Here is a 26343-nt window from a genome sequence, read left to right on the forward strand (position 1 = left end):
CCCTCCGTCTCGACCCTGATGATCCGTCGTCGGCCCGCCGCGTGGAGACCGACCAGAAGTGTCGGCCGCCGCCGTCATCTCACGGTACGCCGGAACCGCCAGTAGTGGCCTGTGTCACTGCCGCCCGGGTCAAGCCTGCTGCCCGTTTGCCTGTGGCATCTGCTCGCCGTGTTCCTGGGCATGCTGGGCCATCTCCTGCGGCAACCGCAACGGCAGCGGTTCGCGCACCGGGCGCGGTTCGTCGTCGCGCACCACCACCAGCCCGGCCAGGCATTCGCCGAGCGTCCCTTCCGCGCCCGGCTGCTGCGCGACCCGGCCCTGGTAGAGGGCGCGCACCATCCAGCGAGGGCCGTCCACGCCCACGAACCGGACCTCCGCCGGACCGTCCGGCGTGTTGACCCGGGCGGCCAGTTCCACGCCGTACGGCCCGGTCAGTTCCCGCGAGGTCACCCCGTCCGCCTTCATCGACGCGGCGATCTCGTCCCGCACCTCGCCCCAGATGCCCTCGGTGCGGGGGGCGGCGAACACGCCGAGCTGCAGCGCGCTGTCGCCGTCCACCAGGACGACCTGCTCGACGCCGCCGTCCGGGTTGGCCTGCACCCGGACCTCGACGCCCTCCACCGCCGGGATCTGCAGGCTGCCCAGGTCGAGGCGGCGCGTCCCCGCGGGGGCGTGCTTCACGTCGTACGGGCCGTGCTCCGGCGCCGGCGCCTCGGCGTCCATGTCCGCCATGCTCTGGGCGAGAACCTCGGAGGGCGGTGCGTCACCGGTGCGTACGTGCCGCGGACCGCCGCGCTTGCGGGAGAACATGGCTGCCTACCTTCCCTGCTGACGGTGAGGGGATCACCCGTATGTGTGCCGGACCATGTGGTGCTATCGGGGCGCGGACTGCGCCGGCAGCGTCCGGTGGCCGCCGGTGGAGCCGTGGCCGCCCGCGCCGCGGACCGTCTCGCTCAGATCGTCGACCACCCGGAAGGCGGCCCGCTCGACCCGTTGGACGACCAGTTGGGCGATCCGGTCCCCGCGGGCGATCTTGGCGGGGTTGGCCGGGTCGTGGTTGATCAGGTTGACCATGATCTCCCCGCGGTAACCGGCGTCGACGGTACCGGGTGCGTTGAGCACCGTGACACCGAGGCGGTGCGCCAGGCCGGAGCGCGGGTGCACCAGGCCGACGAACCCCTCCGGCAGGGCGATGGCGACGCCGGTGGGCACCAGCGCCCGCTCCCCCGGGGCGAGTTCGACGTCGCGGGACGCGACCAGGTCCGCGCCGGCGTCACCGGGGTGCGCGTACGCGGGCAGCGGCAGATCCGGGTCGAGCCGGCGCACCGGCACGTCAACGGAGTCGATCACGGGACCATCCTCGTCGTCGGGGACAGGGGTGTCGGGACAGGGGCGGCACCCACCCTGCCATCCTGCCCCGCGCCGGGGCGCAGGCGCGCCGTACCCTTCCAGGGTGACACCCACGCCGCCGGAGCACACGTCCCGGCCGCCCGCCTACGTGGAGCGCCTGCGGGCCCCATTCTGGGCGTGGCCGCTGATGCTGATCGGCGCCGCCCTGCTGGCCGCCGAGGTGTGGCTGGGTTACCCGGGCCTGCGCGCCTGGGTGCCGTTCGCCGTGCTGCTGCCCGCCACGGTCGGGGTGCTGCTGTGGGCGGGCCGGATCCGTGTTGCGGTGACCGACACGGAGCTGCAGGTCGACGACGCCCGCCTTCCGCTACCCGTGATCGCCGACGTGGTCGCGCTGGACGCGGCGGGCAAACGTGAGGCGCTCGGTGTCGGGGCGCATCCGATGGCGTTCGTGGTACAGCGACCGTGGATCGGCGGCGCCGTACAGGTGGTCCTGGACGACCCCACTGATCCGACCCCGTTCTGGGTGGTCAGCAGTCGGCACCCGCTGGAATTGGCGGCGGCCTTGCGCACCGCTGTCGACGCTGCCGCGCCGGCCCGCCCGGAGGGTCGCTGACCGTCCGGCCCGGGGCCCGGACCGGGTCAGGATTCCGGCAGCGCCTTGCGCCGATGCCGTCGCAGCTCCTTGCGGAGGTGCTCGCCCAGGTGCCGGGTCGCCCGGCGGTTCAGATAGCTGGCCACCGCCGCACCGGTCAACAGCGGGCCCATGGTGGTCAGGTTGCGGCCGAATCGCCGCATCAGCGCCGTCTGGAGCTCCTTGCGTGCCGCCGTGCCCAGCACCGACGCCACGCCGGTGCCCGGCACCATCGGGTTGACGCCGCGCTGCGACGACCAGACGTGAATCAGGGTGGTGGCGCGTTGCCCCGCGGTTCCGGTCACCGGACGGCCGTACACCTCGTGCAGTTCGCCGATCAGCTTGAGCTCGACCGCGACCACCGCCACCGTCTCGGCGACCAGCAGGATCGGGGCGGAGAGCAGGGTGGGCGTCGCGGCCCATTCCAGCGAGGCGACGCCGCCACCCGCTGCGCCGATCCCGGCGGTGGCACGTGCGGCGTTGCGCACCAGGCGCTCGGCCAGTGCGTCGTCGTCCAAGTCGGGGAAGTGCCGGCGCAGGGTGTCCCGATCGCGCACCGGCACATGCGGGGCGATCCGCCCCACCGTGTCGGCCATCCAGCGCATCGCGGCCTTGGGCCGGAACATCTGCCCCAGGCCGGAGCGGCGGATGTCGGACACCAGCCGGCCGAGCAACTGGCGCCGGCCGGCTGGTTCGATGTCGTCCGCGGTCAACGCGGCGACGGTGGCGCCGAGGTCGGCTTCCGCCTCCTGGCGGTCCGCCGACTCCTGGCGGGAGATCTCGGCGCCGTCATGCGCCGGGGCCGAGATCTCCGTTGACGTCTCTCGGGTTTCATCCGGGCGGCTCATGTGATCCTCCCCGTCATCACCGTTGACTCCTCGATGCCCGTTCGGGAGACCGGTGAAACGGCGGCCGCCCCTTGTCCGGCTGCCGATGCCCGCTCGGCGAACCGTTCGTTCTCCGGGTCCGGTCGCGGCCTGCGGGTGCGGGCTACGGCCGGGGTGCGGCGTGTCGCGCCGCGGGCGCCGTCAGACGCACTCGCGACAGATCAGGTCCCCGTTGCGTTCTTTCGCCAGTTGGCTTCGATGATGCACCAGGAAGCAGCGGGCACAGCGGAACTCATCGGTCTGCATCGGCAGCACCTTGACGGTGAGTTCCTCGTCGGCCAGGTCGGCGCCGGGAAGCTCGAAGCTCTCCGCCACCTCCACCTCGTCGACGTCCACAGAGCCCGACTGCGAGTCGGCACGGCGAGCCTTGAGCTCTTCGAGGCTGTCCTCGCCGAGGTCGACCTCATCGCGACGCGGAGCGTCGTAGTCGGTGGCCATCGGTCTTCACTCTCCTGTATCGATGTGTCACTTGGCGTTAGTAACGCCTATGACGTCGTTCTGGTTCCCGGTTCCGGCGGACTTTTCCTCATCCTGGAGCCACCGAGCCCGGCCGGATTCCCTCACCTCGGAAAACTGCCCCCGCGAGCGCGGTACCTTACCGCCCGGGTCCGAGGCTTGTACGCCCGGGAGCAGCTCATTGTTCCCGATGTGATGGAGGCGACACCAAGGTAGGGGTTCCGACTAGTCGATCATCGTCGGCACGCCGGAAGGGGTTCCCGGTTTCCCTCGCCGTGGCACACAGACGCTAACCTCACCGCAGACCGTTCGACCGATTGCGGCCCTCGCCGCGCCACCAGGAGCCTGCCTCATGAGCTTTGCCCGCGTTCGAGCGCTCGTCGTGGTCGGTGTGCTGGCCGTGGCGGCGGTGGTGTTCGTCGTTGTGGCCCTGGTGAAGGACACCCAGCGCGACGTGGTGGCCGGTGAGAGCTGCCCGACCGGCGCGCCGCTGGCCGACGTGCAGCTACCGGACGACCCCGCCCAGGTGACGCTCAAGGTCTACAACGCCACCGACCGCAGCGGCCTGGCCGGTCAGGTCACCGACGCATTCAAGAACCGCCGGTTCAAGACCGAGAAGCCCGCCGAGAACAAGAAGCAGTACGACGGCGTGGCGATCATGCGGTACGGGCCGAAGGCGGTCGGCTCGGCCCAGTTGGTCCGGGCCTACTTCCTGGACCACGCGAAGCTGGAGTACGACGCCAAGCGCACCAACAAGGTCATCGACGTGGTGATCGGACAGGACTTCCAGCAACTGGCCACCACCACCGAGGTCAACCAGTCGCTGGTGGAGATCGGCGAGCCGGAGGCACCCCCGGGTTCCTGCCCCGCACCGGCCGACGAGGACGCCCAATAGCGACGCGGACGGCCGCGCGCAGAGGCTGCCGGGCCCCGTCCTGCCGGACCGCGTCCTGCCGGGCCCCCCGTCCTGCCGGACCGTGTGGCGCCGGCCGGCCCGCCGCGGGCCGGCCGGGGCCCCGGAACGCGACCTAGGCGCCGCCCGCGGCGTCCAGTTCCACGAGCACGTCGTGCAGCGGGCCGAACAGCGCCGGCGGCGCCGCCACCAGCATCTGCTTGCCGGCCGCGTCACCGTCGAGCCCGGACACCCGCAGGCCGGCCTCGGCGGCGATGAGCCCGCCGGCCGCGTGGTCCCAGGGGTTCAGGCCCTTCTCGAAATACGCGTCGACCATGCCCTCGGCGGCCATGCAGAGGTCGATGGCCGCGGCGCCGAAGCGGCGGATGTCGCGGATCCGCGTGATCAGCCCGGCCAGCACCCGGCCCTGGTGCGCCCGGCGTGCCGGGTCGTACCCGAACCCGGTGGCCACCAGCGACTGGTCCAAGGTGGTGCGCGCCGATCCGGAGAGGCGCCGCGGGCCGCGCCAGGCACCGCCGCCGCGGGTCGCCGTCCACTCGTCCCCGGTGGCCGCGTTGCGGACCACGCCCGCCACCACCACGCCGTTGACCTCGGCGGCCAGCGACACGGCGTACTGCGGAAGCCCGTACAGATAGTTCACCGTGCCGTCGATCGGGTCCACGATCCAGCGCACGGCTCCCCCGGTCGGTTGCGCCGAGTCGCCGTACTCCTCACCCAGCACGCCGTCGCCGGGGCGCTCGGCCCGCAGCGCCTCCACCACCTGCCGCTCGACCGCACGGTCGGCGGCCGTCACCACATCGGTGTCGGTGCTCTTCGTCTGCACATCGGTGATCGCCTCGTCGCGCATGCGCCGGGCCGTCTCGGCCGCCTCCCGGGCGATCCGCACCGCCACCGCGAGCAGGTCGTCCGCCGCGGTCGAAGATTTCTCGGTCACGTCTGCCGCCTTCCGCCTGTCACATTGTCGCCGCACCGTCTTTCCGGGCAGGCAGCGACCCCCGCGGCGTGCCGCTGGCGTGCTGCGACGGCAGGAACTCCCCCGACGGCGCTACAATTCACCCCTGCCCGCGCTTCACGGAAGCCCCGCTTCGCGTCGCAGCCGTGTCCCACGGGCTCCCCGACAACACCGGCCGACACCGACGCCTCGCGCTGCGCCGGCACTTGGCCGTGCTCACACTCATCGCCTCCGGAAGGTCATTCGTGACAGAAGCCCACCAGACCGGTGCCGACGTTCGCTCTCTCACCGAGGCCCTGATCGCCCACGCGCGGGGTGCGGGCGGGCAGATCACGTCGGCCGAGGTCGTGCAGACGGTCGAGTCAGCCGAGGTGACACCGGCACAGGCTAAGAAGATTCTCCGCGCTCTCGTGGATGCCGGCATCACCGTCGTGGTCGACGGCTCGGCCAGCACCAAACGCAAGGTCGCCGCCGCGCGGTCCGCGACGCCCGCGTCGAAGGCCACCACGGCCAAGGCGGCGCCGGCCAAGAAGGCTCCCGCCGCGCCCAAGCAGAACGCCGCCGACGGCGAGGTCGCCCCGGCGGCGAAGAAGGCGGCGCCGGCCAAGAAGGCGACCAAGGCCACCGCCAAGAAGGCAGCCGGGCCGGGCAAGGCAGCCCCGGGCAAGGCCGGCAAGCCGGGCGAGGGCGGCGAGGAAGAGATCGATGCCGCCGAACTGGCCGGCGAGATCGAGGACGTGGTGGTCGACGAACCCGCCGCCATGGTGCAGGCCGCCGCGTCGGACGCGGCCTCGTCGGCGACCGACGGCGACTTCGAGTGGGACGACGAGGAGTCCGAGGCGCTCAAGCAGGCCCGCCGGGACGCCGAGCTGACCGCGTCGGCGGACTCCGTCCGGGCGTACCTCAAGCAGATCGGCAAGGTCCCGCTGCTGAACGCCGAGCAGGAGGTCGAGCTCGCGAAGCGGATCGAGGCCGGGCTGTACGCCGCGGAGCGGCTGCGCGCCTGCGACGAGGGCGAGGAAAACCTCGACCGCACCTACGAGCGGGACCTGCGCTGGATCGGCCGCGACGGCGAGCGCGCCAAGAACCACCTGCTGGAGGCGAACCTGCGGCTCGTGGTGTCGCTGGCCAAGCGTTACACCGGCCGCGGCATGGCGTTCCTGGACCTGATCCAGGAGGGCAACCTGGGCCTGATCCGCGCGGTGGAGAAGTTCGACTACACCAAGGGCTACAAGTTCTCCACGTACGCGACCTGGTGGATCCGCCAGGCCATCACCCGCGCCATGGCCGACCAGGCCCGCACCATCCGCATCCCGGTGCACATGGTCGAGGTGATCAACAAGCTCGGCCGCATACAGCGTGAGCTGCTTCAGGACTTGGGCCGCGAGCCCACTCCGGAGGAGCTGGCCAAGGAAATGGACATCACGCCGGAGAAGGTGCTGGAGATCCAGCAGTACGCGCGTGAGCCGATTTCCCTCGATCAGACGATCGGCGACGAGGGCGACAGCCAGCTTGGTGACTTCATCGAGGACTCGGAAGCCGTCGTCGCGGTGGACGCGGTATCCTTCTCACTCCTGCAGGACCAGCTTCAGCAGGTGTTGCAGACACTCTCCGAGCGTGAGGCCGGCGTGGTGCGGCTGCGGTTCGGCCTGACCGACGGGCAACCTCGCACGCTGGACGAGATCGGCCAGGTCTACGGGGTGACCCGCGAACGGATCCGGCAGATCGAGTCCAAGACGATGTCGAAGCTGCGCCATCCGTCGCGCTCCCAGGTATTGCGTGACTACCTGGACTAGGGTCTGCGGTCAACTCTTTGTGCCCGATTGGTCACCACCCGTACATCATCGGGCGGTGCTCAGACCGTTGTGCAGAAGTGATCGTTGACGTGGCACCCTTGACCCAGGGCACACTTGGTTCAGCCGGGTGTGACCTGGCTCCCGCAGGGGCACTGTGGGAAGGCTGCAACGGTGCAGGGTGTTGCACGATGTGTCAGCAGTAGCCGAGGAACATGTTCATCGGTGACGACCAGAGGAGGAAGGCGATGACCCCGACTCTCACGCCGCCGGCGGGAACGGTGGCCGGACCAGCAGCCGATGAACGGTGCGACCGCTGCAATGCAGCCGGGAAGCTCCGTTTGACCCTGGCTGGTGGCGGCGAGCTGGTGTTCTGCGGACACCACGCCAATCGGTACGCCGAGGATCTGGTGAAGATCGCAGTGCAGTACGCGGCCGACCCCGAGTTCAACTGGCGCGGCGCGGACATGATGTCCAACTCCAACTAGCAGCACTCCCCGGAGACATAGGAGGGGCGCACCACAACCTGTGGGGCGCCCCTTTTCCCTGCCCTGACCGCCGGGCGGCGGCGTCACATCGTCTGGATGGTGGCGATGCGCTCCTCCAGTTGTTCGATCGACGCCTGGGCGCTCGGCGGGCCACCGCACACCCTGCGCAACTCGGCGTGGATCTTGCCGTGCGGCAGGTTGGTCCGGTGGTGGTGCGCCGCGACCAGGGTGTTGAGCTGGCGGCGCAGGCTGTTGCGGCGTTCCCCCGCGCTCATCGGTGACGGCGCGCGTTGTTCCGGAACGGGCTCGTCGGTGTCCCGCTGCGTCTGCGCGGCATCCCGCTTCTGCGCCGCCAGTTGCGCACTCTGCCGCTTGTTCAGCAGCATGGTGACCTGGTCCGGGGTGAGCAGGCCGGGCAGGCCCAGGAAGTCCGCCTCCTCCGCCGAACCGGCCCGGGCGCCGGTGCCGAAGGACGTGCCGTCGTAGATCACCTGATCGAGTTCCGCGGTGGCGGAGACGGCCTCGAACCGGTTCTCCAGCTCACCCTCGGCCTTCTCGGCACGCTGCGCGCGCTCCAGCAGCGCGTCGTCCAAGCCGTCCGGATCCTTGGGCGCGCCGAGCACGTGGTCGCGCTGCGCCTCCATCTCGCTGGCCAGGCCGAGCAGGTGCGGCACGCTCGGGAGGAAGACGCTGGCCATCTCCCCTTCCCGGCGGGCCCGGACGAACCGGCCGATGGCCTGCGCGAAGTAGAGCGGGGTGGAGGCGCTGGTGGCATAGACCCCGACGGCCAGGCGCGGGATGTCCACCCCCTCAGACACCATGCGCACCGCGACCAGCCATCGCTGCGTGGAGGAGGCGAAGGCGGCGATGCGTTCGGAGGAACCCGCGTCATCGGACAGCACCACCGCGGGGCGCTCTCCGCAGACCGCGTCGAGCAGTTTCGCGTACGCCCGAGCGGCCTGCTGGTCGCTCGCGATGACCAGTCCCCCGGCGTCCGGAATGCCGTTCGCCCGCAGCCGGGACAATCGCTCGTCGGCCGCCCGCATCACCTGCGGCATCCAATCGCCGCGATGGTCCAGGGCGGTACGCCACGCCTGGGCGATCAGGTCCTTGGTCATCGGTTCGCCCAGGCGAGCGGCCAGTTCGTCACCGGCGTTGGTGCGCCAGCGGGTCTCCCCCGAATAGGCAAGGAAGATCACCGGGCGCACGACGCCGTCGGCCAGCGCGTCGGAGTATCCGTAGGACGCGTCGGCCCGCGACCGCAGCAGGCCGTCCTGCCCGCGCTCGTACTCCACGAACGGAATGGGATTGTCATCCGACCGGAACGGCGTGCCGGTCAGCATCAGACGCCGGACGGCCGGCTCGAAGGCGTTCTTGACGCCGTCACCCCAGGTCCGGGCGTCTCCAGCGTGGTGGATCTCATCCAGGATCACCATGGTGCGCCGGGTCATGGTCCGCCGCCGGTGCACGGCAGGGGCCATGCCCACCTGCGCGTACGTCAGGACGGCACCGTGGAAGTCGCGAGCCGAGTGCACGTCGGCGTTGCGGAACGTCGCGTCGAGTTGAATGCCGACGCGTGCCGCCGCGGTCGCCCACTGCCCCTTGAGGTGTTCGGTCGGGCAGACCACGGTGACCGCCTCCACGGTCTTGTCGGCGAGCAGCTCGGCGGCGATGCGCAGGGCGAAGGTGGTCTTTCCGGCCCCCGGCGTCGCCACTGCGGTGAAGTCATCGGAGCGCCGGCGCAGATATTGCACCAGCGCCTTGCGCTGCCAGGCCCGCAGAGGCGGGAAGGTGTCCAGGTCGGGCAGTGGCGGGCTCACGAAAGCGACGATCCCCTTCGGCGCGAGAACGCCCCCGCGCCGTGGGTGCGGAGGCGGGGGCACGAAACATGCGCGGCGAAGCAGGGACGCCTCGCCGCGACTCAGCGGATCACCGGGTCAGTGCTTCATCGCCTCGTAGATCTCCTTGCACTGCGGGCACACCGGCGAACCCGGTTTCGGCGACTTGGTCACCGGAAACTTCTCACCGCACAGCGCCACGACGAACGTACCCATGACGGCGCTTTCGGCGATCTTCTCCTTGCGCACGTAGTGGAACATTTCCGGCCCGGTGTCGGAGTCCTTGGTCTCCGGGCGCTCCAAGATCTGCGTGCTCACGGCATCCGCCTCTCATTCACGTCTGCACTGTCTCACCCATATGCGCACCCCGGACGGCCACGACGGCATCGACCGGGCCCTGTCAGCAGGCTCAGCGGGGCAGGCTCAGTTGGGCAGGATCGACCTGCTCCCCATGTCGCAATCCCTAAGTCTTGCATCTCACCTTCGGCCGGTCCAACGACAACGCGACAACGGATCGCCGTACCGTTGGCGGTGTGACGGATTTCGCCCTGCAGTTCGGCGCGCACGTGCAGCGTGCGCGCCGCGAGGGACGGCCGGTGGTCGCCCTGGAGAGCACCCTTGTCTCGCACGGCCTGCCGCGGCCGGACAACCTGCGTGTCGCCCGCGAGATCGAGCAGACGGTACGTGATCACGGAGCCGTGCCGGCGACGATCGGCATGATCGGCGGACGGCTGATCGTCGGCCTCGACGACGCCCAGATCGAACACCTGGCCGGTGCCGACGACGTGGCGAAACTTTCCGTCCGCGATCTCGCCGTGGCGGCGGCCACCGGCGCCAACGGCGCCACCACGGTCGCCGCCACCAGCGCGGTCGCCGCAGCGGCGGGCATCGACGTGTTCGCCACCGGTGGCCTGGGCGGCGTGCACCGGGAGGCGGCTCAGACGTTCGACGAGTCGGCCGACCTGACCACCTTGGCGCGCACCCCGATCACGGTGGTCTGCGCCGGGGTCAAGTCGCTCCTCGACGTCGGCGCCACCCTGGAACGCATGGAGACGCTGGGCGTGACGGTCGCCGGGTATCGCACACGGCGGTTCCCCGGCTTCTTCGTGACCGATGGCGGATTTGACCTGGACTGGTCGCTCGACTCCGCGCAGCAGGTCGCCGACGCTGCCGCCGCCCGGACGCACCAGGGTGTCAGCCGTGCCGCGCTGATCGTGGCGAACCCGCTGCCACCCGACGAACAACTCGACCCGGCGCTGCACGACCAGACGCTGCGTACCGGCCTCGCCGAGCTGGCCGAGCGGGGCGTCAGCGGCAAGGACGTCACGCCCTTCCTGCTGGCGCACTTCCACTCCCGCACCGAGGGTCGCAGCCTGGCCGTCAACGTACGGATCATCCTGCGCAACGCGGCACTGGCCGCACAGATCGCGGTCGCCGCCGCGCCGGCTCCGGCAGCTCTGGGCTTCGGCCTTCCCGGGTGAGCATCATCGTCGTCGGCGACCTGGTCACCGACGTGGTGGTAGCGCACCGGGAAGAGATCCAGCCCGGCACCGACACGCCGGCCATGATCCGGCCGCACGGGGGCGGGCAGGGAGCGAACACGGCCGCATGGCTCGCCCACGCCGGTGCCGCGGTGACCCTGATCGCCGCGGTCGGCGATGACACCGCGGGCCGCGAGCGCGTCGCCGAGCTCGACGCCGCAGGCGTGCGATGTGCGGTGCGCGCGCACGCGGGCGCGGTCACCGGCACGGTGGTGGTGCTGAGCAGCTCCCGGGAACGGACCTTGATCACCGACCCGGGCGCCTGCCTACTCCTCGACCCGGACCATGTACGCACCGCGGTACGCGACGTCCCGCACGCCACCCATCTACATCTGTCCGGGTATGCCCTCCTCAACGAGGGTTCCCGCGCGGCCGGCCGGGAGGCGCTGCGCGCGGCCCTGCGGCACGGTCTGACGGTGAGCGTGGACGCCTCCTCCGCCGGCCCGTTACGCGCCGTCGGCGCGGAGGCGTTCCTCGACTGGGTCCGGGGCGCCGACCTGCTCCTGTGCAACGCGGACGAGGCAGCCGTGCTCAGCGGCCACGACGAACCGGAGGCGCAGGCCGCGGCACTCATCGCGGCGGCCGGACATGTCGTGATCAAGCTGGGCGGCGACGGAGCGCGGTGGACCGGGCCGGACGGCAGCGCGACGGTGCGCGGGACCCGGCAGCCGATGGTCGACCCGACCGGGGCGGGTGATGCCTTCGCGGCGGGTCTGCTGCATTCCTGGATGTCCGGGGCGACACCGGTCGAGGCGTTGGCCGCCGGTGCGGCCCTCGGCGCGACCGCGGTGGGCCGGGTCGGCGCCCGGCCGTCGATCACTGAACCTTTATCAACCTGACATCGAGCACGTCCGGTTCGCGCCGCCGGCCTCGCCGCGTTGAAAGTTCAGTCCTCGGCGTCGATGACCCGCTCCCGCTCCCGCTGGGCGGGTTCGGCGGCGATCGCCGTCCGCGTCCGTTCGGTGTCCGCGGCGTGGCGCTCGGCCTTGGTCCTCGGCGGCCGATCGTTGGCGATCAGGACGGCCGCCCACGGCAGGAAGACCATCCCCGCGGCACACAGGATCAGCCACAGCGGCAGAAGCGGCGGCTGGACGCTGATCAGGATCGCGCCGACGATCAGACAGACCGCGCGCATGGCCATCATCGAGACGTAGCGGATCTCACGGCTGCGGAGCTGGTCGCTCTGGCTGCGCGCGGCGTTGGTGATCAACGCCGGCCGCTCCGGCTGCTTCTTCACGCTCTCATCTCCGATCGACTCCCCATCCTTGCACCGGGCCCGCCGAGGCGGCCAGTACCGTCGCCGGGGCCGAACCCCTCGGGACCGATCGGTCAGCCCTTGGCCGCCGCCTTCATCTCCTTCTTGTATGCCCTGACCTGTTCCAACGATGCCGCATCGACGATGTCCGCGACCGACCGGTGGCATCCCGGCTCGCCGTAGGCACCGGCCGCCTCCTGCCACCCGTCCGGGCACACGCCGCGCTGCTTGCCCAGCAGCGCCACGAAGATCTGCGACTTCTGCTTGCCGAACCCGGGCAGCGACGCCACCCGCTTCAGCAACTCGGCACCGTCCGGGACATCCGCCCAGAGATTCGCGGCCACGCCGTCGTAGCTCTGGACCAGCGCACGGCAGACCTCCTGCACGCGCTTGGCCATCGCCTTGGGGAACCGGTGCAATGCCGGCGTCTCGGCGAAGACCGCCACCAGCGCGTCGGGGTCGAACTCAGCGAGCTCGGTGGCGGTGGGTGCGTGGCCGAGCCGCTGAGCGAGCACGTACGGCGACGAGAACGCCTTCTCCATGGACACCTGCTGGTCCAGGACCATCCCGATGAGCAACGCCAGCGGGTCCCGGTCCAGCAGATCGTTCGCCTCGGCGGCGATGGGCAGCGAAATGGCCATGTCTTCGTCCTGTTCGCGAGCACCGGCAACGCGCCGGCCGCACGTGGCGCGTTCAATGACATCCTGACCCGGCGGCCCTCGACGACCGATCCGGAACGAAGACTCACTACAGCACGACGAGCGCCGTTGTTCCAGCCGACACAGACCCACGGATCCGCCCCTCTCCCCTCGCCGTCCCTGCGAGCGACCACCCTTACTCTTGCTGCCCCTCCCACGAGCCGCCGCTGCCACGAGCCGCCGCTGCCCGCGAGCCGCCGCTGCCACGAGCCGCCGCTGCCCGCGAGCCGGCACCCCTCCCACGAGCCCGCCCCAGCCCCTGAGCTGGCACCCCTCCCACGAGCCCGCCCCAGCCCCTGAGCTGGCACCCCTCCCACGAGCCCCCAGCCGTGAGCCGCCCCCGCCCGCAGCCGCCGCCCGGGTCGATCTTGGAGATTGCGCCCCGCAGGCACTACTTTTACGGCGATTTCGCCGACAGAATCCGAAAGATCGATCGGCGGCGACGTTCCGACCATCTCCGTCGGTAGCGCCACAACCGGCAGACATCGTTGGCGGCCCCTCTGCGTTGACCGATTTGAGCACGGCACGACCGGCCGACGCTCCGCGAATGCGAATGCGCCATCGCGCGAAAGTCCACGACACCCCTCGCGTCATCTGCGAACATTCTGTGCGGCCTTTCTTTTCGCATTTCCCGGGCCCGGCTGCACCCTCTCGCTTGCCCGGCCAACCATTCCACGAGCCCGCTCGTGCACCCCACATGTCCAACCGCGCACCCCGCGCCCCAGCCGCCCCTCCCGCACACCCATGGCCATCGGCCACCCTCCCGCGCCCCGGCCACATTCCGCGCCCTGCCACATTCCGCCCCGGCTGCGTTCCGCCCCGACTGCGTTTTCCTCTCCGACCCGGCTGCGTTTTCCTCTCCGACCCGGCTGCGTTTTCCTCTCCGGATCGGGCACGACCCGGTCCAGGATCTGCGAACGGCGCACCCGGCAGAGGACGCGGCGGCGTATAGCGGGCCGGACCGAGAACGGCGTCGCCTCCGAAGATCCGGCTGCCGCCCTCCCACCGGCCTGGCACCACCACGCACCACTGCCGGCCCGGTTCCGTCCCGCTCGTTCGCGTCTGTTTGACTCCATTCCCGTCCCGCTCGGCCGGTCCGCACTCGGCTCCATCCTGATCAGCCGCCCCGGCCTCGGCCCCGCCCTTCTCAGTGACCCAGCCGCAACCAGCTCACGCTGGGCCAACTCACGCTTAGCCACCCCAGGCTCAGCCACTCCAGGCTCGACCAGCTCGGGCTCGGGCAGCCCGGACCCGCCCAGCCCAGACCCGCCCAGCCCAGACCCGCCCAGCTCGGGCTTGACCGTCATGGGTTCCGCGCCAACGGCACCGTAGACCGACGGCAGAACCGGCACGAGCTGGCCAGCATCGACAGTCCGCACCCGTCCTGACACCGGGCCGAGTCGCGTTCCTGACTCCGGCGGCCTCGGTTCGCCATCCGGCAATGGCGTTGGCCCGGCCAGGCTCGGCCGCTCCGGCTCCGGCTCCGGCTCCGGCACCGGCACCGGCACCGGCACCGGCACCGGCACCGGCACCGGCACCGGCGAGGAGAGTGATGCACCGCGGCGAGGCCGACAACGACCGGGGGCTGTCGACGGCCCAAGGGCTGTCGACGACCCGGCGCCGCCGTCGGGCACCATGCCCGGCTGGCCATCATTCGCCGGCTCGGGCGGCCGAGGCTCGGCCATCCGTTCGTTCCAGTTTGCGATCAGCTCCGCGTCATCAGGAACATGGCCATACCGGCGGCACAGCTTGCGCGCATGTCGTTGCGCCAGTCCCCATTCCCTGTGCCGCGCATGCTCACGACGGAATTCCTCGGCCTCGGCGGAATAGTTGCGGCGCTTCGTCCGGTCGCGCATGGAGGCCAGTTGAGCCGTGGTGAAGAATTGTAGCTGCCGCATGCAGAAATCCTCCCACGCCACCATCTAACCCCACCATTAGTTGATCTCATCAGCATTTCCGTGAACGAAAAATCCGACCAATCATCGGAGGTAGGGATCGGACGTATATGCGCGCTCCGAACCCGAGCAGAGAATTGCCACAATGGCGAGATCAACGAAATCATTTTCGGCAGGAAACCCGGCGGAGGGGTCAGACGTCAGGCTGCACATCGGCGACGTCCTGACCGGCGCGGGCGCAGGACGCAGGCGCAGGACGCAGGCGCAGGACGCGGGCGCAGGCGCAGGACGCGGGCGCAGGCACAGGGCGCAGGCACAGGACGCAGGCACAGGACGCAGGCACAGGACGCAGGCACAGGACGCAGGCACAGGACGCAGGCACAGGGGCGCGCCCCGCCCACGTCACCGGACCGGAAGGCAGATCAGCGATGGGGACAGCGCGGGCAGCCACAGGGCGGGAGCGACGATCGCCCGGAAGACAGCGCCGAGGACAGCACGGGAGCCACAGGGAAGCCACAGCGCGGAAGCGACAGCACGGAAGCCACGGCACGGAAGCCACAAAGAGGAAGCCACAAAGAGGAAGGAGCGCTGCAGAAAGGGTAAAAGTGGGCCAGATGACGGAAGCTGCGACCCGGAGGCGGCAGCGCGAGAGGCCAACTCGGGAACAACACAGCGCGACAACGCCCGCCGGGAACAACACAGCGCGTCAGCGCCAGCGCCAGCGCCGGAACAACACAGCGGAAGCTGCTGCGGGGCGGATCCACCGAAGAGGCTTCCGCCGCGCGTCGGCGCGCGGTCTCCGGTGGACCCGAAACGGCCGGTCACCGTGCGGCAACCGGCCGTGGTGGTAGTGGTGGTTCGTGGTGCCCGGTCTCAGCTCGCGTATGCCTCCAGCCTGGATGCCCGCTCCGGGGCCCGCAGCTTGAGCATCGTCACCTTCTCGATCTGGCGGATGCGTTCCCGGCTCAGGCCGAACTCGCGCCCCACCTCGTCCAGGGTGCGCTGGCGTCCGTCGTCCAGCCCGAACCGCAGCCGGATCACCGCCGACTCCCGCTCGGACAGCGTGGCCAGCACGATCTCCACCTCGCTGCGCAACTCGCCCGCGGCGACGGTGCCGCCCGGCTCCGCGTGGGCGTCGACCGCCGCGACGAAGTCACCGAGCGCGCTCTCGCCGTCCTCGCCCACCGCCTGGTCCAGGCTCACCGGCTCACGGTCATAGGAGATCAGCTCGATGACCTGGAACTCCGGCACGCCCATGGCGGCTGCGATCTCGGCGACGCCCGGCTCGCGACCGAGCGAGACTGACAGGTCACGGCGTGTCCGAACCATGCGGTTGACCTGCTCGACCATGTGCACCGGGATGCGGATGGTGCGGGCCTGGTCGGCCATGGCGCGGGTGATGGCCTGGCGGATCCACCAGGTCGCGTACGTGGAGAACTTGTAGCCCTTGGTGTAGTCGAACTTCTCCACCGCGCGGATCAGGCCCAGGTTGCCCTCCTGGATCAGGTCCAGGAACGCCATGCCACGGCCGGTGTAACGCTTCGCGATGCTGACCACGAGCCGCAGGTTCGCCTCCAGCAGGCGGTTCTTCGCGGCCTTGCCCTCGCCTGCGACGATGTGCAGTAGCCCGGTCAGATCGGCGTCCCGGATGTGCCCACCGGCCAGCTTTTCCTCCGCGTAGAGGCCCGCCTCGATGCGCTTGGACAGGGTGACCTCCTCGACGGCGGTGAGCAGCCGGGTGCGGCCGATGCCGTTCAGATATGCCCGGACCAGGTCGGCGGAGATGCCGCGCTCGTCCGTCGCGTCCAGGTCGGCCTGGGGCTCGACACTGTCCGTCATGCTGTTCTCGATGCTCATCTGCAGGACCACCTTTCAGTCCCCTCCCCGCGATAGCCGAGTGGTGCACACCAGTCGCGGTCGCGCCGGTGATCACCAGCTTGGCCCTGAGGACGTTAAGTGGGGGTGAGGCAAGCCTTCAGGTGGCATGAATCAGGGAGAACCCTGAGGTCGTCAACCCGACAACAAGTACGGATCGCCATGACCTGGAGCGGCCCGCGCCGCCCCGATGGGCGCGCTCGATCGAGAAAGGACGAACAGTGGTCTTCAAGCGTCTGATGCAGGCGATGGGGGTCGGGGGGCCGTCGGTGGAGACGGTGCTCGACAACCCGAACTGCCGCCCCGGCGGCTTCCTGGAAGGCCACGTGCAGGTGGCCGGGGGCGACCACGCCACCGACATCGAATACATCGCCATCGGACTGATCACCCGCGTCGAGGTGGAGGCTGGTGACAGCGAGTACGTCACCGACCAGGAGTTCCACCGCCAGCGGCTGACCGGTTCGTTCCGGCTGGAGGCGGGCGCACGCCACGACGTCGCGTTCCGCTTCGACGTCCCGTGGGAGACGCCCGTGACCGAGGTGTTCGGGCAGCATCTGCACGGTATGACGATGGGCCTCACCACCGAGCTTGAGGTGGCCCGCGCGGTGGACAAGAGCGACCTGGACGCGGTGGCCGTGCACCCGCTGCCCGCGCAGGAGCTCATCCTGGAGGCGTTGCAGCGCCTGGGCTTCCGCTTCAGTCGCGCCGACGTGGAGCGTGGCCGGGTGTACGGCGTGGAGCAGCAGTTCCCCTTCTACCAGGAGATCGAGTTCTACCCGCCGGCCGCGTACGCGAGCGGCATCAACCAGCTTGAGGTGACGTTCCTGCCGACGCCGCACAAGCTGCAGGTGGTGCTGGAGATCGACAAGCGGGGCGGCTTGTTCACCGAGGGCCACGACGCGTTCGGTCGGTTCGACGTCGACTATCACACCGCGGACCAGTACGACTGGGCGCAGCAACTGGACGGGTGGCTGCGGCAGTCCGCGCAGCGCCGCGGGCTGTTCTAGACCGTCCCGTCAGATCTCCAACCAGACCGTGCGCGGGCCGACGTTGACGCTCTCCACCAGCATGTGGGCGCGGAACCGGCCCGTCGCCACGGTCGCGCCGCGGTCGCGCAGGGCCGTCACGAAGGCGGTGACCGTCGGCTCGGCGACCTCCGCGGGAGCCGCCGCAGACCAGGTCGGACGGCGACCCTTGCGCGCATCGCCGTAGAGCGTGAACTGGCTGACCACGAGCAGCGGGGCGCCCGCCGTGGCGGCCGACGCCTCATCGTCCAGAATGCGCAGTTCGTGGACCTTGCGGGCCAGTTCTCGGGCGGTCGTTGCGGTGTCGTCGTGGGTGACGCCGACCAGCACCAGCAGTCCGTCGGCGATCTCCCCGACGACCTCGTCGCCCACCGTGACCGAGGCCCTGCTGACGGTTTGTACGAGGGCCCGCATCACGCCTCCCCACGGACACGGGCGACGGCACGGGGGAACAACCGGCGTTCCTGGTCGCTCATGGTGGGTTGCGCGGTGCGGATCCGCACCGCCCGGTCGAGGTGACGCCGCGGATCGCCCGGGGCACACTCCAGGAACGCGTCCAGGAACTCGCCCACCCGCCCGGCCAGCGGGTGCTCGAAGGCGCCTACCGCCACCTCGGCCACGATCAGCGCGGTCATCGCGACGTCCAGGTCCGGATCGTTGGCCATGGCGTTGGTCCAGTCGATGACCACCGGGCCGCGGGCGGTGATGATCACGTTCTCCGGGTGCAGGTCCAGGTGTGTGATCACGGTGCCCGGCTCGGCGCCGGGCCACGGCGGCAGCGCGTGCAGTCGCCGCATCAGGTCGGCGAGCATCATCGCGCCGGACGTCATCGCCATGTCACCGCTCATCAACGCCTGCGCCATGGTCGGGCCCGCCAGGTGTTCCAGCACCATGTCGGCGCCCTCGGCCCGGTGCACGGCGGGCACCGGGAATCCGAGCCCGCCCACGTACGTCATCGTGGCGGCCTCGCCGGTCGTGTCCCGGCCGCCGCGATGACGGCGCAGCACGAGCCCGTCGCCGTACCGGAAGATGTCCGCCTCGCGTCCCGAGGCGAGCAGATCACTCACGCCGAGAACGATATGCGGTCAGCCACCGTTCAGACGCCGCGGGCCGGAATCCCGGCGCACGCCGGCCGCGCCCAGCTCCATCGCGCAGTGCAGCACCGAGTATCCGTCCGGCCGGGCCAGCACCGGATTGAGCGACAACGTACGCATCCGGGGATGCTCATCGGCCAGCCGGCCCACGCGCAGCAAGAGGTCGATCAGGGCGTCGCGGTCGACCGGGGCGGCGCCGCGATAGCCGTGCAGCAAGGGCGCGGCGCGTGGCTCGTCCACCAGCGCCTCGGCCGCGCGGTCGGTCAACGGGGCGGCACGCCACGCGATGTCGCCCAGCAGTTCGCCGGCCGCCCCGCCCAGCCCGAATCCGACGATCGGCCCGAACGCCGGGTCCTCCACCACGTCCACGGTGCACGCGATGCCGGGCGCGACCATGGTCTGCACCAGCACGTCCGGCCCGAAGGCGGCGGACAGTTCGGCGTACGCGGCGCGCACGTCACCCTCGTCGGCCAGCGCCAGCCGCACCGCCCCGAGATCGAGGCGATGCCGCAGTGCTCCCCCGGCGGCCTTCACCGCGACCGGGTAGCCGGCCTGCGCCGCCGCGGCGAGCACGCCGGGCAGGGACGAGGCCGGCACGCAGGGCACCACGTCGATCCCGTACGCGGCGAGCAGCTCCACCGGGGCGGCGTCCGACCCTGCCGCGACCGGGTCCACACCGGACAGTTCGGGCACCGTTCCGGGCGGCCGGCGCAGCCATTCCGCGTACGTGGCGACGCGTCCCAGCGCCCGCACCGCCTCCTCCACCGAGGGGTAGCCGGGCACCCGCGGCGGCAGCGAGCCGAGCAGGAACGTGGCGACCGTGGGCTTCTCCCCGGCCAGCGCCACGCTGCCCAGCGCGGCGCCGAAGTCGGCATCCTCATCGGGCAGTTGACCGGGCAGCGGCGGCGCGAACACCACCACCAGCGCGTCCACGCAGGGATCCACCGCGGCGTCGGCGAGCGCGTCGCCGAACTCGTGCGCGCCCGCCTGCGGGCTCAGATCGTGCGGATAGCCTTCCGCCACCACCAGCCCGGCGGCGCGGCAGGCGGCCACGGCCAGCCCGGACAGCGCCGACGAGTTGCCCACCACGGCCACCCTCCGGCCGGCCGGCAGGGGCTGATGGGCCAGCACCAGGCCGACGTCGAACAGCTCGGCCACGGTGTCCACCCGGATCACTCCGGAGCGGGCGAACAGGGCGGTGACCGCCTTCGGATCGGGTCCGGGCAGGTCACCGGCGAGCCCCGGCGGCCGGGTCGCCGAGGAGACCGCCACCACCGGCTTGACCCGGCTCATCCGGCGGGCCAGGCGGGCGAACTTGCGCGGATTGCCGAACGTCTCCAGGTAGAGCAGCACCACGTCGGTGCCGGGATCGTCCTGCCAGTACTGCAACAGGTCGTTGCCGGACACGTCGGCGCGGTTGCCCGCCGACACGAACGTGGACAGCCCCAGACCGCGGCGGTCCGCCTCGGCCAACAACGCCACGCCGAGCGCCCCGGACTGGCTGAAGAATCCGACCCGGCCGGCGCCGGGCAGGCGCGGGGCGAGGGTCGCGTTGAGACACACCGCCGGGTCCACGTTGGCCACGCCCATGCTGTTCGGCCCGACCACCCGCAGCCCCGCAGCGCGGGCGGCCTCGACCAGCGCGCGCTGCGCGGCCGCGCCCTCCGGCCCGGCTTCGGCATATCCCGCGGACACCACCACGATGCCGCTTGCCCCGGCGCCTGCCGCATCCGCCAAGGCCTCGGCCACCCCGTCCGGCGGCAGCGCGATCACCGCCAGGTCGATCTCCGTACGGGCGTCCGATGCGGACGGGTACGCGGGCAGTCCGGCGACCCGGTCGGCGCTGCGGTGCACCGGCACCACCGCGCCGGTGTACCCGCCGTCGCGCAGATGGCCGAGCAGCGCCGCCCCGATGCCCTGCCCGCTGGCGCTCGCGCCGTAGACGGCCACCCCGCGGGGCGCCAGCAGACGGGCCACGGAACGTGCCTCGGTGCGGTGCTCGCGGCTCTCCTGCACCTCGCGCGACTTCTCGGTGGGGGCGATCGGGAAGCTCAGGTGCACCACGCCGTCGGCGTACCGCCGCTGCACCTGATAGCCGAAGTCCCCAAAAACCCGCAGCATGCTGCCGTTCTGCGGAAGCACTTCGGCGACGAACCGGTGGATGCCGTTCTCCCGCGCCGCCTCGGCGAGATGCTCCAACAGGACCGAGCCGATGCCGCGGCCCTGGTGCGCGTCCTCCACCACGAACGCCACCTCGGCGTCCGGCGAGCCGGGACCCAGTCGCTCGTACCGGCCGACGGCCATGATCCGCCGGCCGGTGACGACCACGAAGGCTTCCCGGTCGCGGTGGTCGACGTTGACGAAGCGCTCCAGGTCCCGCGGTGGGATGCGCGGATAGGGCGAGAAGTACCGCAGATATCGGGTGCGCTCGCTCATCCGGGAGTGGAAGTCCACGAGGGCGTCGGCGTCCTCGCGGCGGATCTGCCGCAGGTGCACCGCGCTGCCGTCGGAGAGCAGGACGTCGGCGTGCTTCTCGACGGTCACGGCTCAGTCCCGGGCGTCGTGCGGGTCGAGGCCGTGCCACGGGAACACTGCCGTCCGGGTGGCCAGGATCGCCTTGTCGATCGCGTCCGGCGTGGTGCCCGGCTGCCAACGCTCCGCCGGGGGCTCCGCGCCGTCGCTGAGATCGGCCGGCACGTCGGTGCCCGGCCGGCGCTGGGCAGCCAGCCGCCGCCACTCCGGCGGTGTCGGCGTGCCGGGCGGCAGCGGTTCTCCGGTGGCCACCGCCAGCAGATGCGTCCACGCCCGCGGCACCACCTCGACCAGCGCGTACCCGCCACCGCCGGTGACCACCCAGCGGCCGTCGCAGACCTCGTCGGCGAGCCGCCGCATGGCGATGTACGCCGCACGCTGGCCGTCCACGGTCAGCCGCAGGTCGGCGAGCGGGTCGAGGCGGTGCCCGTCCGCGCCGCACTGACTCACCACGATCTCCGGCGCGTACGCGCGCACCACCGACGGGACGATCGCGTGGAAGGCACGCAGCCAGCCGGCGTCGCCGGTGCCCGGCGGCAGCGGGACGTTCACCGCGGTGCCCTCGGCGCCCGCACCGCCCACCTCGGTCGGGAACCCGGTGCCCGGGAACAGCGTTAGCGGACTCTCGTGCAGGCTCACCGTGAGCACGCGCGGGTCGTGGTAGAAAGCCGCCTGCACCCCGTCGCCGTGATGCACGTCCACGTCCAGGTAGGCGATGCGCTGCGCGCCGAGGTCCAGCAGCCGGGCGATGGCCACCGCGGGGTCGTTGTAGACGCAGAAGCCGGAGGCCCGCGCGGCCATCGCGTGGTGCAGACCGCCGGCCACATTGACCGCGCGCTGCGCGGCGCCGTGCCAGACCGCCTCGGCGGCGGCGATGGTGGCGCCGCAGATCCGCGCGCTGGCCTCGTGCATCCCCTCAAACACCGGGTTGTCCGGCGTGTTCAGGCCCCAGCCGGAGAAGAACGGGTCGGCCGGCGCGGCCCGGACCGCGTCCAGGTAGTCCGCACGGTGAATGCGGGTGAGCGCGGCGTCGTCGGCCGGGTGCGGCGTCAGCATCCGCACCCCGGGGCGGTCCAGGACGCCGAGCTCGCGCGCCAGGGCCATGGTCAGTTCGACCCGCACCGGATCCAGCGGATGATCGCCCATGTCGTAGTCGAGCAATGCCTTGTCCCAGACGACCGCGGTCGTGCTCTCCGCCATTTCGCCATCGTCGCACGGTAAGGTCGGGTCTCCCCACCTCGCCGAAACCCTGTCAGACCTGCACGCGAGGTAACATCGGCCGAGGAGGATCGCACCGTGAACGACCTAGTCGACACCACCGAAATGTATTTGCGCACCATCCTCGAGCTCGAAGAGGAAGGCGTTCCTCCGTTGCGCGCCCGGATCGCCGAGCGGCTGCACCAGAGCGGCCCCACGGTGAGCCAGACGGTCGCCCGGATGGAACGTGACGGCCTGCTGACCATCGAGAACGATCGGCACCTCGTGCTCACCGCGCACGGCCGCGACGCCGCCGTCTCCGTGATGCGCAAGCATCGCCTCGCCGAGCTGCTACTGGTCAACGTGATCGGCATGCCCTACGAGGAGGCCCATGAGGAGGCCTGCCGCTGGGAGCACGTGATGAGCGACTCGGTGGAGAAGAAGGTCTACGAGCTGCTCAACAAGCCGACCCGCTCGCCGTACGGCAATCCGATCCCCGGCCTGGACGCCCTGGGCGACATCGTGCCCGCACCGAACGAGGCGGTGTCCGCCGAGCGCAACCTCGCCTTCCCCGGCCTGACCGGCAGCGTCGTGGTGCGCCGCATCTGCGAGAGCGTGCAGACCAACGCGGGCGTGCTACGCCAGTTGCACTCGGCGGGGATCGACCCGGGCGCGACCGTGACGGTGGCGCAGGAGCGCGACGGTGTGACAATCGACCGCTCCGGCGACAAGATCAGGCTGCCGCGCGAGGTGGCGTCTCGGGTGTTCGTGGATGCGGTCTGACCAGCGACGCCGTCAGCCGTTGGTGGTGTCCATCGCCTTGGCGAGGTCGAGCAGGCTGTCCGACATCGCGCTGACGTCGTCGGACTTCGCGCCGGGCGCGAAGACGAACTTGAGCGTCTGCAACTGCTTGGCCTCGCTGAGCCAACTGATCTCGATGGTCGGCCCGTGCCCGTCGGTGGCCGTGCCGACCACCCGGTAACCGGTCTGGCCCAGGCCCTTGAGTTTGCTGGACCCCTTGGGCGCGCCGTCGGCGAACAGGTCCGCGTCCACGCTCTTGTTCTGCGCCACGGCGAGAGCGAGGTACGGCCAGGTGCCACCCTGGGTGCCCACCACGCACGTGGCGGTGTCGTCCGCCGACCGGGCTGCGGCCACGTCGAACCGCACACCGATGGTGTCGGCGATGAAGTCGTAGTCCCAGAGGATGCAGATGCCGCCGGCCGACGCGGCCGGTTCCTGGACCGGTGACGGCGCCGGGGCGGAAGCGGTGGCGGCTTCATGCTCGGTGCAGCCCGCGAGCGCGAGCACCAGTCCGATGGCGAAAAGTCGCGAGCGCACCTGATGTCCTCCCGGGTGATCGGGCCACACCGTACTGGTCCGAACACCCGAGGCGAAAGACCGGCTCAGCAGTCACCAACGTACGGACAGTGACGACAGCCCCGTCCGCAGCAGGTGCCCCGGCGCGCGAGAAACGCCGCGGTCAGCACAAACAGGCCGCTGTCCGGGTCGGCGTAGCCGGCTTGGCCGGCGTCCAGGGCCGCGGCGTGCGCCGCGAGAATGTCGGCACGCCGGGGGTGATCCGGCGCCAGCCGCGTGGGATGCGGCTCGGTGAGCGGGCGCCGGTCCATGGCCCGACGATACGGCCCGGCCCGCAGGCGCGGTCTAATGGAACCCACCCGCGAACGAGGAGAGCCCGTGATCAACGATCGGCTGATCGACGCCGGGGAGCTGCCCATCGCCGTCCGCGACTTCGGCGGCAGCCGGCCGCCGCTGGTGCTGTTGCACGGCGACGGGAGCAATCTGGCGCACATGACCACGCTCGCCCGCGCGCTGCGCCCCCGGCACCGGGTGATCACCATGGACCTGCGCGGGCACGGCCGTTCCGGAGATGGGCCCTGGACCTGGGACGCCGCCCTGGCCGACATCGCCGCGGTCGTGGTGCAGATGGAACTGGACCGGCCCGCGGTGGCCGGTCATGCGCTGGGCGGCATGCTGGCTGCCCGGTGGGCCGCACGGCATCCGGAGTCGCCCGGTGTGATCAGCCTGGACGGCGTCCCGCCGCCCAGCCGGCCCGACCGTCTCCCGGGTCTGCCCGCGGACAAGGCCGAGACGCAACTGGCCGAGCTGCGCACGCTGGAGGATGCCGAGCACCCGGGAGCCGGCGGGGTGATCGAGCCGGACCAGCTTGCCGACCTGGTGGAACGGCAGCGCATGGCGGCACGGGACATGGGCGCCAACGAGAAGGTGTGGATCGAGGGCTTCCGCCGCAACCTGGTGCACCGCGACGGCGCGACGTCGATGCGGCCGTCCGCGCCGGACCGGGCGCAAATCCGGGCGATGATGACCGACCTGGACCTCGCTCACGCGTACGCGGAAATCCGCTGCCCGGCCCTGTTCGTGCTGGCCACCCGGGACGAGCCGGGGCGGGAGGCGTTCGGCGACCTCTACGCGGCACACCGCCGGTTCCTGACCGAGCAGGTGGCGGCCGCGCCGCACGTACGGCATCTGCAGCTCGCGGACGCCTCGCACGCCATGGTGATGGAGCAGCCCGAGTTGCTGGCGCAGGTGATCGGCGACTTCCTGGCCGACGCGGGCTGACGTTCCCTCAGCGGGAGGCGGGGCGCGCCGCACCGCTCGCCGCGACGCCCAGGCCCAGCGCGACAAGCACGGCCAGCATCGCGTGCAGCACGCCGAAGCGCCCCGCCAGGAACCCGATCAGCGGCGGCCCGGCCAGGAACGCGCCATAACCGATGGCGCCCGCCACGGACACGTCGACCGCGGCCCGCACCGGGTCGTCGGCCGCCGCGCTCATGCCGATCGGGAAGCCCAGCGACGCCCCGGCACCCCAGAACACCGCGCCGGCCAGCGCCACCGGTACGCCCGCGCCGACGACCACCAACAGCAGGCCCAGCACGCCGGACCCGGCGGTCAGCCGCAGCACGGTCACCCGGCCCCAGCGTTCGATGGCGACGCCGCCGAAGAACCGAGCCACGGTCATCGCGGCGACGAACGCCCCGAACGCCGTCGCGGCGACCGTCTCCCCCGCCCGGTAGTCGTCCACCAGACCGATGGCCAGCCAGTCGTTCGCCGTACCCTCGGTGAAACCGAACCCCAGCATGACCAGCCCGATCAGCAGCGTGCGCGGGGTGCGCCACGCTTGACGTACGCGGGGCGGCTGCCGACCGCCGGGGGGAGGCGCCGGATGCGGGAGGAAGCGGCGCACCGTGACCACCATCGCGCCGCCGGTGAGCACCGCGGTGCCGGCCAGTTGAACGGACAGCGACACCCCGGCCGCGGCGGCGGCCGCGCTGAGCCCCGCACCGGCCACCGTGCCCAGGCTGAACCCGGCGTGGAAGCGCGGCATGACGGTGCGGCGCAGAGACCGCTCGACGGCCGCCCCTTCCACGTTCATCGCCACGTCCCAGGTGCTGTTGCCGACGCCGACGAGCACCAGGCCCACGCCGGCCAGCGGCACCGAAGCGGCGTACGCTCCGACGGCCAGTCCGATCAGGCCGAGCGCAAGCGCGGTGCTGCCGGCGAGCACCGCCCGCGCCGCACCGGCACGGTGCACGAGCGGCCCGGCCAGCGGCACCCAGGCGATGGCGGCAGCCGACAGGCAGAGCAGCAGCAGGCCGAACCCGGCCGGGGAGAGACCGAGATCATCGCGGGCGGCGGGAGCGCGACCGAGCCATCCGGCGTAGGCGAGACCATTGGCGGCGAACGTGACGCCGACGGCGACCTTGGCCCGGCGCAGCCGTGACCGGTCGAGCTCCAGCGTCATGATCTCAACCTAGCCCGCAGGCAGCCCAGCACCGCGCCACCGGCCCACCCACCCAGCGCCCGCCGCTCGTGCCCGGCCTACCCGCCGCCCGCGCCAGGCCTGCCCGCCGCCCGCGCCCGGCCCGCCGCCCGTGCCAGGCCGT

General features: G+C 71.4%; 26 protein-coding genes. 9 read left to right on the forward strand and 17 right to left on the reverse strand.

Annotated elements, in window-relative coordinates; translation table 11 throughout:
- Positions 1–129 precede the first annotated feature (129 nt).
- Both IEY73_RS27955 and dut read right to left on the reverse strand, forming a co-directional pair.
- Positions 130–810, reverse strand: a complete 681-nt coding sequence (locus IEY73_RS27955; protein WP_189082319.1) for a DUF3710 domain-containing protein — start codon at positions 808–810, stop codon at positions 130–132.
- 63 nt (positions 811–873) lie between these two features.
- Positions 874–1350, reverse strand: a complete 477-nt coding sequence (gene dut / locus IEY73_RS27960; RefSeq protein ID WP_189082320.1) for a dUTP diphosphatase — start codon at positions 1348–1350, stop codon at positions 874–876.
- A gap of 103 nt (positions 1351–1453) precedes the next feature.
- On the opposite strand from dut, the gene IEY73_RS27965 reads away from it, so the two are divergent.
- A complete protein-coding gene (locus IEY73_RS27965) occupies positions 1454–1963 on the forward strand; it encodes a DUF3093 domain-containing protein (protein ID WP_189082321.1) in 510 nt (169 codons plus the stop codon).
- 26 nt (positions 1964–1989) lie between these two features.
- Here IEY73_RS27965 and IEY73_RS27970 read toward each other — a convergent pair whose 3' ends face one another.
- Entirely contained in the window at positions 1990–2829 is an 840-nt protein-coding gene (locus IEY73_RS27970) for a hypothetical protein (protein ID WP_229716222.1), read from the reverse strand.
- Between the two features lie 180 nt (positions 2830–3009).
- Positions 3010–3306 (reverse strand): DUF4193 domain-containing protein, encoded by a 297-nt coding sequence (locus IEY73_RS27975; RefSeq protein WP_189082322.1) that lies wholly within the window; start codon positions 3304–3306, stop codon positions 3010–3012.
- A gap of 370 nt (positions 3307–3676) precedes the next feature.
- Here IEY73_RS27975 and IEY73_RS27980 point away from each other — a divergent pair, with 370 nt between their 5' ends.
- On the forward strand, positions 3677–4219 hold the full coding sequence (locus IEY73_RS27980; protein ID WP_189082323.1) for a LytR C-terminal domain-containing protein: 543 nt from the start codon (positions 3677–3679) through the stop codon (positions 4217–4219).
- A 133-nt stretch (positions 4220–4352) separates the two neighbouring features.
- On the opposite strand, the gene IEY73_RS27985 is transcribed toward IEY73_RS27980, so the two are convergent.
- Positions 4353–5171, reverse strand: coding sequence for an inositol monophosphatase family protein (locus IEY73_RS27985; RefSeq protein WP_189082324.1), 819 nt, complete (start codon positions 5169–5171; stop codon positions 4353–4355).
- Between the two features lie 263 nt (positions 5172–5434).
- Here IEY73_RS27985 and IEY73_RS27990 point away from each other — a divergent pair, with 263 nt between their 5' ends.
- Entirely contained in the window at positions 5435–6985 is a 1551-nt protein-coding gene (locus tag IEY73_RS27990; protein ID WP_229716223.1) for an RNA polymerase sigma factor, read from the forward strand.
- A 245-nt stretch (positions 6986–7230) separates the two neighbouring features.
- Positions 7231–7470: a DUF7455 domain-containing protein gene (locus tag IEY73_RS27995; protein WP_189082325.1), complete on the forward strand. Its 240-nt coding sequence runs from the start codon at positions 7231–7233 to the stop codon at positions 7468–7470.
- 83 nt (positions 7471–7553) lie between these two features.
- On the opposite strand, the gene IEY73_RS28000 is transcribed toward IEY73_RS27995, so the two are convergent.
- Both IEY73_RS28000 and IEY73_RS28005 read right to left on the reverse strand, forming a co-directional pair.
- The gene (locus IEY73_RS28000; protein ID WP_189082326.1) at positions 7554–9290 is read right to left on the reverse strand and encodes a DEAD/DEAH box helicase; all 1737 of its coding nucleotides are present in this window, start codon (positions 9288–9290) and stop codon (positions 7554–7556) included.
- Between the two features lie 117 nt (positions 9291–9407).
- A complete protein-coding gene (locus IEY73_RS28005; protein WP_189082327.1) occupies positions 9408–9626 on the reverse strand; it encodes a DUF3039 domain-containing protein in 219 nt (72 codons plus the stop codon).
- Between the two features lie 215 nt (positions 9627–9841).
- On the opposite strand from IEY73_RS28005, the gene IEY73_RS28010 reads away from it, so the two are divergent.
- A complete protein-coding gene (locus IEY73_RS28010) occupies positions 9842–10789 on the forward strand; it encodes a pseudouridine-5'-phosphate glycosidase (RefSeq protein WP_189082328.1) in 948 nt (315 codons plus the stop codon).
- A 2-nt stretch (positions 10790–10791) separates the two neighbouring features.
- Positions 10792–11688 (forward strand): carbohydrate kinase family protein, encoded by an 897-nt coding sequence (locus IEY73_RS28015; RefSeq protein WP_189082347.1) that lies wholly within the window; start codon positions 10792–10794, stop codon positions 11686–11688.
- A 47-nt stretch (positions 11689–11735) separates the two neighbouring features.
- Here the strand turns inward: IEY73_RS28015 and IEY73_RS28020 are convergent, their stop codons facing one another.
- The 3 genes from IEY73_RS28020 to sigB form a co-directional block, all read right to left on the reverse strand.
- Positions 11736–12086, reverse strand: a complete 351-nt coding sequence (locus IEY73_RS28020) for a DUF3099 domain-containing protein (RefSeq protein ID WP_189082329.1) — start codon at positions 12084–12086, stop codon at positions 11736–11738.
- Between the two features lie 92 nt (positions 12087–12178).
- Positions 12179–12745, reverse strand: coding sequence for an HhH-GPD-type base excision DNA repair protein (locus IEY73_RS28025; protein WP_189082330.1), 567 nt, complete (start codon positions 12743–12745; stop codon positions 12179–12181).
- 2825 nt (positions 12746–15570) lie between these two features.
- A complete protein-coding gene (gene sigB, locus IEY73_RS28030; protein ID WP_189082331.1) occupies positions 15571–16554 on the reverse strand; it encodes an RNA polymerase sigma factor SigB in 984 nt (327 codons plus the stop codon).
- A 239-nt stretch (positions 16555–16793) separates the two neighbouring features.
- Here sigB and IEY73_RS28035 point away from each other — a divergent pair, with 239 nt between their 5' ends.
- A complete protein-coding gene (locus tag IEY73_RS28035; RefSeq protein ID WP_189082332.1) occupies positions 16794–17579 on the forward strand; it encodes a sporulation protein in 786 nt (261 codons plus the stop codon).
- A 9-nt stretch (positions 17580–17588) separates the two neighbouring features.
- On the opposite strand, the gene dtd is transcribed toward IEY73_RS28035, so the two are convergent.
- From dtd to IEY73_RS28055, 4 genes are read right to left on the reverse strand one after another with little or no spacing between them, the layout of a single operon-like run.
- On the reverse strand, positions 17589–18011 hold the full coding sequence (dtd, locus tag IEY73_RS28040) for a D-aminoacyl-tRNA deacylase (RefSeq protein WP_189082333.1): 423 nt from the start codon (positions 18009–18011) through the stop codon (positions 17589–17591).
- Positions 18011–18664, reverse strand: coding sequence for a phosphotransferase (locus IEY73_RS28045; protein ID WP_189082334.1), 654 nt, complete (start codon positions 18662–18664; stop codon positions 18011–18013). Before IEY73_RS28045 ends, dtd begins: the two co-directional genes overlap by 1 nt.
- 18 nt (positions 18665–18682) lie before the next feature.
- Positions 18683–21235, reverse strand: coding sequence for a bifunctional acetate--CoA ligase family protein/GNAT family N-acetyltransferase (locus IEY73_RS28050; protein ID WP_189082335.1), 2553 nt, complete (start codon positions 21233–21235; stop codon positions 18683–18685).
- A 3-nt stretch (positions 21236–21238) separates the two neighbouring features.
- Positions 21239–22423, reverse strand: a complete 1185-nt coding sequence (locus IEY73_RS28055; RefSeq protein ID WP_189082336.1) for an acetoin utilization protein AcuC — start codon at positions 22421–22423, stop codon at positions 21239–21241.
- A gap of 96 nt (positions 22424–22519) precedes the next feature.
- On the opposite strand from IEY73_RS28055, the gene IEY73_RS28060 reads away from it, so the two are divergent.
- Complete coding sequence (locus tag IEY73_RS28060; protein WP_189082337.1) at positions 22520–23203, forward strand: iron-dependent transcriptional repressor DtxR; 684 nt, start codon at positions 22520–22522, stop codon at positions 23201–23203.
- Between the two features lie 12 nt (positions 23204–23215).
- On the opposite strand, the gene IEY73_RS28065 is transcribed toward IEY73_RS28060, so the two are convergent.
- On the reverse strand, positions 23216–23758 hold the full coding sequence (locus tag IEY73_RS28065; RefSeq protein ID WP_189082338.1) for a hypothetical protein: 543 nt from the start codon (positions 23756–23758) through the stop codon (positions 23216–23218).
- Positions 23759–23823: 65 nt separating this feature from the next.
- Entirely contained in the window at positions 23824–24048 is a 225-nt protein-coding gene (locus IEY73_RS28070; protein ID WP_189082339.1) for a DUF5522 domain-containing protein, read from the reverse strand.
- A 67-nt stretch (positions 24049–24115) separates the two neighbouring features.
- On the opposite strand from IEY73_RS28070, the gene IEY73_RS28075 reads away from it, so the two are divergent.
- Positions 24116–25018 (forward strand): alpha/beta fold hydrolase, encoded by a 903-nt coding sequence (locus IEY73_RS28075; protein WP_189082340.1) that lies wholly within the window; start codon positions 24116–24118, stop codon positions 25016–25018.
- Between the two features lie 7 nt (positions 25019–25025).
- Here the strand turns inward: IEY73_RS28075 and IEY73_RS28080 are convergent, their stop codons facing one another.
- On the reverse strand, positions 25026–26201 hold the full coding sequence (locus tag IEY73_RS28080) for an MFS transporter (protein ID WP_189082341.1): 1176 nt from the start codon (positions 26199–26201) through the stop codon (positions 25026–25028).
- Positions 26202–26343: the final 142 nt, after the last annotated feature.

This window comes from Mangrovihabitans endophyticus, from assembly GCF_014646155.1.
GTDB lineage: Bacteria > Actinomycetota > Actinomycetes > Mycobacteriales > Micromonosporaceae > Actinoplanes > Actinoplanes endophyticus.

Excerpts from the sequence above, each read along its gene's own strand:
- IEY73_RS27955 (WP_189082319.1), bottom strand. The coding sequence starts at position 810 with ATGTTCTCCCGCAAGCGCGGCGGTCCGCGGCACGTACGCACCGGTGAC.
- IEY73_RS27970 (WP_229716222.1), bottom strand. The coding sequence starts at position 2,829 with ATGAGCCGCCCGGATGAAACCCGAGAGACGTCAACGGAGATCTCGGCC.
- IEY73_RS27975 (WP_189082322.1), bottom strand. The coding sequence starts at position 3,306 with ATGGCCACCGACTACGACGCTCCGCGTCGCGATGAGGTCGACCTCGGC.
- IEY73_RS27980 (WP_189082323.1), top strand. The coding sequence starts at position 3,677 with ATGAGCTTTGCCCGCGTTCGAGCGCTCGTCGTGGTCGGTGTGCTGGCC.
- IEY73_RS27995 (WP_189082325.1), top strand. The coding sequence starts at position 7,231 with ATGACCCCGACTCTCACGCCGCCGGCGGGAACGGTGGCCGGACCAGCA.
- IEY73_RS28025 (WP_189082330.1), bottom strand. The coding sequence starts at position 12,745 with ATGGCCATTTCGCTGCCCATCGCCGCCGAGGCGAACGATCTGCTGGAC.
- sigB (WP_189082331.1), bottom strand. The coding sequence starts at position 16,554 with ATGAGCATCGAGAACAGCATGACGGACAGTGTCGAGCCCCAGGCCGAC.
- dtd (WP_189082333.1), bottom strand. The coding sequence starts at position 18,011 with ATGCGGGCCCTCGTACAAACCGTCAGCAGGGCCTCGGTCACGGTGGGC.
- IEY73_RS28055 (WP_189082336.1), bottom strand. The coding sequence starts at position 22,423 with ATGGCGGAGAGCACGACCGCGGTCGTCTGGGACAAGGCATTGCTCGAC.
- IEY73_RS28070 (WP_189082339.1), bottom strand. The coding sequence starts at position 24,048 with ATGGACCGGCGCCCGCTCACCGAGCCGCATCCCACGCGGCTGGCGCCG.
- IEY73_RS28080 (WP_189082341.1), bottom strand. The coding sequence starts at position 26,201 with ATGACGCTGGAGCTCGACCGGTCACGGCTGCGCCGGGCCAAGGTCGCC.